This window comes from Methylobacterium sp. GC_Met_2, assembly GCF_026540795.1.
In the GTDB taxonomy this organism is placed as follows: domain Bacteria; phylum Pseudomonadota; class Alphaproteobacteria; order Rhizobiales; family Beijerinckiaceae; genus Methylobacterium.
Genome location: NZ_JALNUM010000018.1, coordinates 63,833 through 71,444 on the forward strand (window position 1 = coordinate 63,833; position 7,612 = coordinate 71,444).

Annotated in this window: 7 protein-coding genes; 4 read left to right on the forward strand and 3 right to left on the reverse strand. The window is 71.0% G+C overall.

Going from position 1 to position 7,612, the window contains the following annotated elements; translation table 11 throughout:
• Nucleotides 1-7 precede the first annotated feature (7 nt).
• Nucleotides 8-2,155 carry a S9 family peptidase gene (locus OXS49_RS09420; protein ID WP_267423749.1) on the reverse strand — a complete coding sequence of 716 codons (2,148 nt, stop codon included), beginning with the start codon at nucleotides 2,153-2,155 and terminating at the stop codon, nucleotides 8-10.
• Between the two features lie 213 nt (nucleotides 2,156-2,368).
• Here OXS49_RS09420 and OXS49_RS09425 point away from each other — a divergent pair, with 213 nt between their 5' ends.
• Both OXS49_RS09425 and OXS49_RS09430 read left to right on the forward strand, forming a co-directional pair.
• On the forward strand, nucleotides 2,369-2,590 hold the full coding sequence (locus tag OXS49_RS09425) for a hypothetical protein (RefSeq protein ID WP_243998290.1): 222 nt from the start codon (nucleotides 2,369-2,371) through the stop codon (nucleotides 2,588-2,590).
• A gap of 95 nt (nucleotides 2,591-2,685) precedes the next feature.
• Nucleotides 2,686-3,540, forward strand: coding sequence for a DUF6456 domain-containing protein (locus OXS49_RS09430; protein ID WP_267423750.1), 855 nt, complete (start codon nucleotides 2,686-2,688; stop codon nucleotides 3,538-3,540).
• 13 nt (nucleotides 3,541-3,553) lie between these two features.
• Here OXS49_RS09430 and OXS49_RS09435 read toward each other — a convergent pair whose 3' ends face one another.
• On the reverse strand, nucleotides 3,554-3,982 hold the full coding sequence (locus tag OXS49_RS09435) for a SufE family protein (RefSeq protein WP_267423751.1): 429 nt from the start codon (nucleotides 3,980-3,982) through the stop codon (nucleotides 3,554-3,556).
• 96 nt (nucleotides 3,983-4,078) lie between these two features.
• Nucleotides 4,079-5,104, reverse strand: a complete 1,026-nt coding sequence (locus tag OXS49_RS09440) for a histidine kinase dimerization/phosphoacceptor domain -containing protein (RefSeq protein WP_243998284.1) — start codon at nucleotides 5,102-5,104, stop codon at nucleotides 4,079-4,081.
• A gap of 425 nt (nucleotides 5,105-5,529) precedes the next feature.
• Between OXS49_RS09440 and OXS49_RS09445 the strand changes: the two genes are divergently transcribed.
• Both OXS49_RS09445 and OXS49_RS09450 read left to right on the forward strand, forming a co-directional pair.
• Nucleotides 5,530-6,180 carry a helix-turn-helix domain-containing protein gene (locus OXS49_RS09445; protein ID WP_267423752.1) on the forward strand — a complete coding sequence of 217 codons (651 nt, stop codon included), beginning with the start codon at nucleotides 5,530-5,532 and terminating at the stop codon, nucleotides 6,178-6,180.
• Nucleotides 6,149-7,468, forward strand: coding sequence for a terminase family protein (locus OXS49_RS09450; RefSeq protein ID WP_243998460.1), 1,320 nt, complete (start codon nucleotides 6,149-6,151; stop codon nucleotides 7,466-7,468). Before OXS49_RS09445 ends, OXS49_RS09450 begins: the two co-directional genes overlap by 32 nt.
• Nucleotides 7,469-7,612: the final 144 nt, after the last annotated feature.

A 7,612-nucleotide genomic window follows, 5' to 3' on the forward strand; every position in this document is an offset into this window, starting at 1 on the left:
GCGGCTCTCAAGCCTTCCCCACCGCCATCAGCGCGAACTCATAGATCAACGCCACCTCCTCCAGCCGGTCGAACCGTCCGGCGGCGCCGCCGTGGCCGGCCTCCATGTTGATCCGCAGGAATACCGGGCCGCCCCCCGTCATGGTGGCGCGCAACCGCGCCACCCACTTGGCCGGCTCCCAGTAGGTCACCCGCGGGTCGGTGAGGCCGCCGAGCGCCAGGATCGCCGGGTAATCCTGCGCGGCGACGTTGTCGTATGGCGAGTACGAAAGGATCGTCCGGAAGGCGGCCTCGCTCTCGGCCGGATTGCCCCATTCGGGCCATTCGGGCGGGGTCAGCGGCAGTTCGGCGTCGAGCATCGTGTTGAGCACGTCGACGAAGGGCACATCGGCCACGATGCCGGCGAACAGCCCGGGCGCCATGTTGGCCACCGCCCCCATCAGCATGCCGCCCGCCGATCCACCATGGGCGACGATGCGTTTCTCGGCGGTGTAGCGGGCCGCGATCAGCGCCTGCGCGCAGGCGATGAAGTCCGTGAAGGTGTTGGGCTTCTTCTCGCGCTTGCCGTCGAGGTACCAGCGCCAGCCCTTCTCGGTGCCGCCGCGGATATGCGCGATGGCGTAGACGAAGCCGCGGTCGACGAGACTCAGCAGGCTGGTCCGGAACGCCGCCGGCATCAGCGTGCCGTAGGAGCCGTAGCCGTAGAGCAGCAGCGGCGCGCTGCCGTCGAGGACGAGATCCCGCCGGTGCAGCAGCGAGATCGGCACCCGCTCGCCGTCCGGCGCGGTGGCGAACAGCCGCCGCGTCACGTAGGCCGCCGGGTCGTGCCCGCTCGGCACCGCCTGCCGCTTGCGCAGGGTGCGTGCCTTGGACCGGCACCCGTAGTCCCAGGTCTCCGACGGGGTCGTCATCGACGAGTAGACGAAACGGATCGTCTGCGTGTCGAAGGCGAGTCCGGCGCGCAGGCCGAGGGAATAGGTCTCTTCGTCGAAGGCGACCGTGTGCTCGGAATCGTCCGCGAGGTCACGCACCACGATCCGCGGCCGCGCATTCTCGATTTCCAGCCGGATCAGGTGATCCGCGAGCAGGTGCAGGTGGCGGATCATCACCCCCGGCCGATGGGGTACGAGGTCGGTCCAGCTGGCCCGGCCCGGATCGTCGAGCGGCGCGGTGACGATCTTGAAATCCTCGGCGCCGTCCGCGTTGGTCCGGATGAACAGCCGGTCGCCCCGGTGCTCCACGCCGTAGATCAGGAGCGGCTCCCGCGGATGCACGAGGCGCAACGGTGCCTCCGCCGCCTGCCGGTCCAGAAGCCGGACCTCGGATGTCTCGTGATCGCTTGCGGTCACGTCGAGGAAGGCGCCGGACTGGGTTTTACCGATATGGACGAAATAGCCGGCATCCCGCTCGGTATAGACCGTCTCGTCCGCGCTCTGGGCCGTGCCGAGGCGATGACGCAGGACCTTGGCGGGCCGGTGGTTGGCGTCGAGCGCCACGTACCAGAAGCTGTCCCCGTCCGCGGCCCAGACCGCCTCGCCGGAGGTCGCCTCGACCCGGTCGTCGAGGTCGAGACCGGTTGCTATGTCGCGCACCCGGATCGTGTAGAGTTCCGATCCCTTGGTGTCGGCGCTCCAGGCGAGGCGCGCGTGGTCATCGGAATGGACGGCTGCGGCAATCTCGAAGAACGGCAGGCCGGCGCCCTCCTGGTCGCCGTCGATCAGGATCGTCTCGACCGGGTCCGGTCCGGATTCGGGCACATCGGGCGAGGTCGCCGGACGTCGGCAGATCAGCGGGTGCTGCCCGCCCTCCCGGTGGCGTGTGTAGTAGGCGAACGGTCCGTCCGGATCCGGGACGCCGCTCTCGTCCTCCTGGATCCGTCCACGCATCTCGGCGACCAGCTGCTTGCGAAGATCCGCCGTCCGGGCGAGCGCCGATTCGGCGAAAGCGTTCTCGGCCTTCAGGTAGGCGGCGATGTCTTCGGGCAGCGCAGCGGGGTCCTTGAGGACCGTCTGCCAGTTCTCGGCCTTGAGCCACGCATAGGGATCTGTGATCTCCTGCCCGTGCACGCTGAACCGCCGGGGCCGCGCCTCGGCGATGGGGTGGGCAATCGGCATCCCGGTCTGGTGCGCCGGGAAGCCTCGGCCGATCTCCGTCATCGTGTCTCCCATTGGATCCCGTCACCTGCGGGCCAGGCATGTGTCGCGCTGGCGCGCGGGATGGCAAGACGGCCCGGTGCAGGGCTGGTCCCGGGCCGCCGCGCCCTGCGTGGGGCGCGGCGGCGGCCGGGAGCCCGTTCCGACCTCAGGCGTTGAGCCGCTGGCCGCGGCGCATCCGCGCGGGCGGTCGCCGACCCGAATCAAGGTGCCGACATGGCCAAAGCCCCCGATCCGCAGCCCGATCACCCCACGCCGGACTTGGAGCAGGTGAACGACGTCCTGGCGCAATGGACGGCGCGCTCGGCGACCAGCAGCCCGGCGCTGATCGATCGACTCGAGGCGATGGGCTACGACGTGCGGGACAAGTCTGAAGACGAGATCGCCGAGATCCTGCATCGGCCGCCGACGCGCCCGGCTCGGCAAGCTCCGAACTGATCGCTGGGGATATAGGCAAAAAAGCCTTGAGGTTCTCGAAATTCCTGAGACACTGCGCGTGCGTCTTGTCGCGTTCACCCGCTTAGGAACAAATCATGAACATAAGCGTCGAGCAAGATCCCCGCAGCGGCGCCCCGTCGAAACGACGCGCGAAGCCAGCGACCGATCTGCCCCCTGAGGCCGCCCGCCTGCTGACTCGGCTGGGCGAGCCATGTGCTTATGCCCGGCCCGACCCGCTCGCCGAGGGTTCGCTGATCGTCCGGCGCGGGGGCGACGGAATCTCGGTGGGAAGCGGGCGCTTCGCGGCGGCTTCAGGCCGGGCCCTCGCGGCGGCCGATCTGGCGGAGTGGGATGCCGCCGGTACGCGGCTGACGATCAGCACAGCCGGCCGGTCGCGCCTGCGCCGGCAGGCGGCGGGGGGCGAGGCCGCGTTCGCCGCGCAGCACCGTGACTTGGTCGTGGAGCAGGAGGACCGGACGGCGGAGCCCGTCCTGCGCAACGCCGCCGAGAACCCGCTCGCCTGGATGGTGCGCCGCCGTGGCCGGGACGGCGTCCCGCTGATCGACGCCGCCTGCTTCGAGGCCGGCGAGCGGCTGCGGCGGGACATGACCGCCGCCGCGCTGCTGCCCCGGATGGGCAGCGAGTTCGGGGCCACGCGGGTCGATGGCGGCGGCCCGCGCGACCCGGCCTCGGCGGCCGACCACGTGATCGCGGCCCGGCAGCGGGTGCGCGGCGCCCTCGATGCGGTCGGCGGCGACCTGTCCGGCCTGCTGATCGATCTCTGCGGCTTCCTGAAAGGGCTGGAGCGGATCGAGGTCGAGCGGCGCTGGCCGGCCCGCTCCGCCAAGGTCGTGGCACGCATCGCCCTCGGTCGGCTCGCCGAGCATTACGGCCTGGAGCGGGAGGCGACCGGGCCGGAGCGGGCGCGGCTGCGCCTATGGCGGGGGTGAGGTCAGGCGCGCCTTATGCCTCAGCGGCGAGCCGAGTCGCGTCCCGGTGGATGCGCTCGGCCATCGCCCGCACGCCGTTCGACCGCTTCGATGTCACGTGGGAGCCGAAGCGGAGCTGCCGGAACAGGTCCAGCCCATCGGTCTCAGCGGCCTCGCGCGGGGTCTTGCCGGTGTAGAACGCGACCATCAGCGCGACGAAGCCGCGGACGATGAACGAATCGCTGAACCCCTGCAGCCGCAGGTGCCGCTCCGCGCCCGAGCCCTCGGCGGCCGTCTCGATCCAGACCTGGCTCTCGCAGCCATGGACCCGGTTGGCCTCGCTGCGCAGGGATTCGGGCATCGGCAGCAGGGCGCGGCCGAGCTCGATCAGATATTCGAGCCGCATATCGTCGTCCTCGACGATCTCAAAATTTTCGATGATGGTGTCGATCGGGGGCAGCATGCTCGTCCGGATCCGGAAGGGGGCCGTGCCGCTATAGGCCGGTCCGGCGGCCATGGCGACGGGGCCGGGCGACGCGGCTAGTCGTTGCGCCGCGGGTCATTGCGCCGTGGCGCTCGGCGGCAGGGTCAGCCTCAGGGGATCGGTCGGGCTGGCATCCCCGGACACCGCGATCTCGGCCTGCGCCGCATAGGCCGCGATGAGGCGGGGTCCGAGCTTCGGCACATTGGGGCGACCGGAGGCCGCCATCTCGCTGACACCGGACACGATCGAGACGCAGAGCGGCTGGCCCGCCGCGGCGTCCAGGCCGATGCTGATCGCGCAGGCGACGTGCTCGGCCGTGGCGTCCAGGCACTCCGCCACGATTTCGGCCACGATCATGCCGAGCGCGTTGGCGGTGCGGGGCTCCACGAGGCCGTTGCCCGCGCCCTCGACCTGAACGCTGATGCGTCCGGCCCGCCGGAGCTGGCCGAGGCCCGAGGCCAGGCGGTGCAGGTAATCCCGCAGGTCGATGGAGGCGATGTGCGGCGCCTCGTGCAGGTGCTGCTGCACCAGGGCGATCGCCCGGACCCGCTGGCCCAGCGCCTCGAAGCTGCCGCGGCAGGCATCCGGCGCCGCCCGCCCGTACAGGCCGATCAGGCTGACCATTACCTGAAGGTTGTTGCGGACCCGGTGGTAGACCTCGGCGAGCAGCGTCTCCTTCTCGGCGAGCGCGTGCTCGATATGCTCCTCGGCATGCTTGCGGTCGGTAATGTCGAAGCAGGAGCCGAGATAGCCCTGGAATCGCCCGTCCTCGACCAGCGGGCGCGCGGTATCCAGCAACCAGCGATAGACGCCGTCGTGACGCCGCAGGCGGAATTCCACCGTGAACGGCACCCGAGACCCGAAGGCCTCCGCGACGATTCCGGCGTGACGCTCGAAATCCTCGGGGTGCAGCCCCTCGCGCCAGCCGAGGCCGAGTTCCGCTGCGAGCGGGCGCCCGGTGAATTCCAGCCAGCACTCGTTGTGGTGGATCGCGTGGCCGTGCGCATCGGAACGCCACATCATCAGCGGCACGACATCGGCGAAACGCCTGAAGCTGTCGCTCAGGGCCGCCGCCTCGGCGGTCCCCGGGGTCGGCACCATTTCGGAAGCCTCCGCAGGACCATCGCCCTTCGGCTCAGCCGTTCCGGACCCTGGGGGCTGTCCGACCATTCTCGATCCGATTCGCTTTGGCGCGTGTGTGAGGAGTCAAGTGTGAGTGGATAGCGCCGGTCAACGTGCCGACCCGGGTGCCGTTCCGGTCTTCAGCCGCCTTTGGAGTGCTCATGCACAGGGAGCGGGATGATCGACCGGCCAGAGACGTAGGCGGCGCACGGAGTGGAGGCGGCCCGTGCCGGCGGGCGGGCATGTGGGAGCGCTCTTCCCATCGCGCGAGACTTTGCCGGCCAACGGCCTGCCACGGATGCATGAATCCTCAAAATATGCCCATCCTAGGAATTTGCGCTTGACACCGGCCCGCTGCCGGGCTATCACCAAGGCACGGTCGAGACGTATGCGGAGAGGCGGCGATGCAGGTAGGCGCTGCGCACCCCGCGGAACGGCGCATCGCGGTGTTGCAGCTCCTGCGCGAGACTGAGCTGACGATCCCCGAGATCGCAGCCCGCACCGGGGTCCACCTGAGTACGATCAAGACCTGGAACGCCCGGGCCGGCTGGCCGCGGCCGCCGCACTGGCGCTCCGTCGTCGCGAAATGGCCCGAGCCGCGGCGCCTTGCGGTCGCCCGGCTTCTGAGCCAACCGGGCAACGATCCCTCCGACGTCGCGGCGGCCCTGGGCTTCGGGCAGAATTCGATGGCTTGGCTGAGCGCGGCGATCCAGCTGACGCCGCTGGTGCGGCCGACACGCCGCGGCGCGCCGCGCGATCCGGCGTCGGTGATCGATCCCGCGACCCTGCGGGCGCATCTGCGCAGCCACATCGCCCGGCAGATCGCCGCCTTTGATGCGGCTTTGAGCGGGGAGGGGGCGGCTTTCGCCGAATCCGCCCGGGTCCTGCGCGACCTCGGCGGCCTGAAGCGGCTGCTCGATGAGGTCGATGCCGAGGGCGCCCACGGCGCGACGGGGGAGGGCGGCGATGACGGTCTCGATCGCGACCTGCCCACGCTCCGCGCGGAGATCGCGCGACGCTATGATGGCTTTGTCGGCGGCGGGGCGCCTGCCTGATTTTCTTGCCACGCTGCCATCCGAACTGATCCGGGCGCTTGAGGCCGACTGGCTGCATCGGGCCCGCGCCGATCAGCTCCCGCCCGCCGATCCGGGGCTCAGCGGGGCCGAGCCTTGGACGACCTGGGCGGTGATCGGCGGCCGCGGCAGCGGCAAGACCCGCACGGGGGCCGAGTGGGTCGACGCCCAGGCGCGGGGCGATCCGGCCTTCACGCCCGAGCCGGTCGGGCGCATCGCGCTGGTGGGGGAGACGCATAACGACGTGCGCGAGGTGATGATCGAGGGCCCGTCGGGGATCCTCGGCCTGCCCCGGCGCGGCCGGAGCCGGCCGGACTGGTCGCCGAGCCGACGGCGCCTCGAATGGGCGAACGGCGCCGTGGCCCAGGCGTTCTCGGCCGAGGAGCCGGACGCCCTGCGCGGCCCCCAATTCGGGGCCGCATGGTGCGACGAGGCCGCCAAGTGGCGCCGGCCGGACGCGGCCTTCGACATGCTGCAATTCGGCCTGCGCCTCGGCGCGCGGCCGCGCAACCTCGTCACCACCACGCCGCGGCCGGTGCCGCTGATCCGGCGCCTGCTCGACGACCCGCGCACCGTGGTGACCCGCGCCCGGACCCGCGACAACGCCGAGCACCTCGCGCCGGATTTCCTGGAGCGCGTGGTCGGCCGCTACGCCGGCACGCGCCTCGGTCGCCAGGAACTCGACGGTGAGTTGATCGAGGACCGGGACGACGCCCTGTGGGACCGCGCCGGCCTCGAAGCCGGCCGGGTCGCCGCCGCCCCCGATCTCGGGCGGATCGTCGTGGCGGTCGATCCGCCCGCGAGTTCGGGGGCCCGTTCGGATGCCTGCGGGATCGTGGCGGCGGGCCGCGCGCATGGGCGGGCCTACGTGCTGGCCGATGCGAGCCTGGCCCGCGCCACGCCGCAGGCTTGGGCCGGGGCGGCGCTGGCGCTCTACCACCGGCTCGCCGCGGACGCCCTCGTGGTCGAGGTCAACCAGGGCGGTGAGATGGCGGCCGCCGTGCTGGCGCAATGCGATCCCGCCGTGCCGGTGACCCGGGTCCACGCCACGCGGGGCAAATACCTGCGGGCCGAGCCGGTCTCCCTGCTCTATGCCCGCGGCCTCGTCCACCATGTCGGGGCTTTTCCGGCGCTGGAGGACGAGCTGTGCGATTTCGGACCGGACGGCTTGTCCGGTGGGGGCTCGCCCGACCGGCTCGACGCCCTGGTCTGGGCGCTGACGCATCTGATGCTGGAGGTGCGGCCGGAACCCCGCATCCGGCGGCTCTAAGCAGGTTTCGCAAAAGTGGCCACCGGTTTTGCGACAAAAACCTGCGACATAACAAAGAGCTAAGCGGATGAAGCGTTGGCTTGCCCACGGTACACGACACGCGTCTGCCAACACGGGTGGCAAGCGCGACATGCCCCCTCTCCC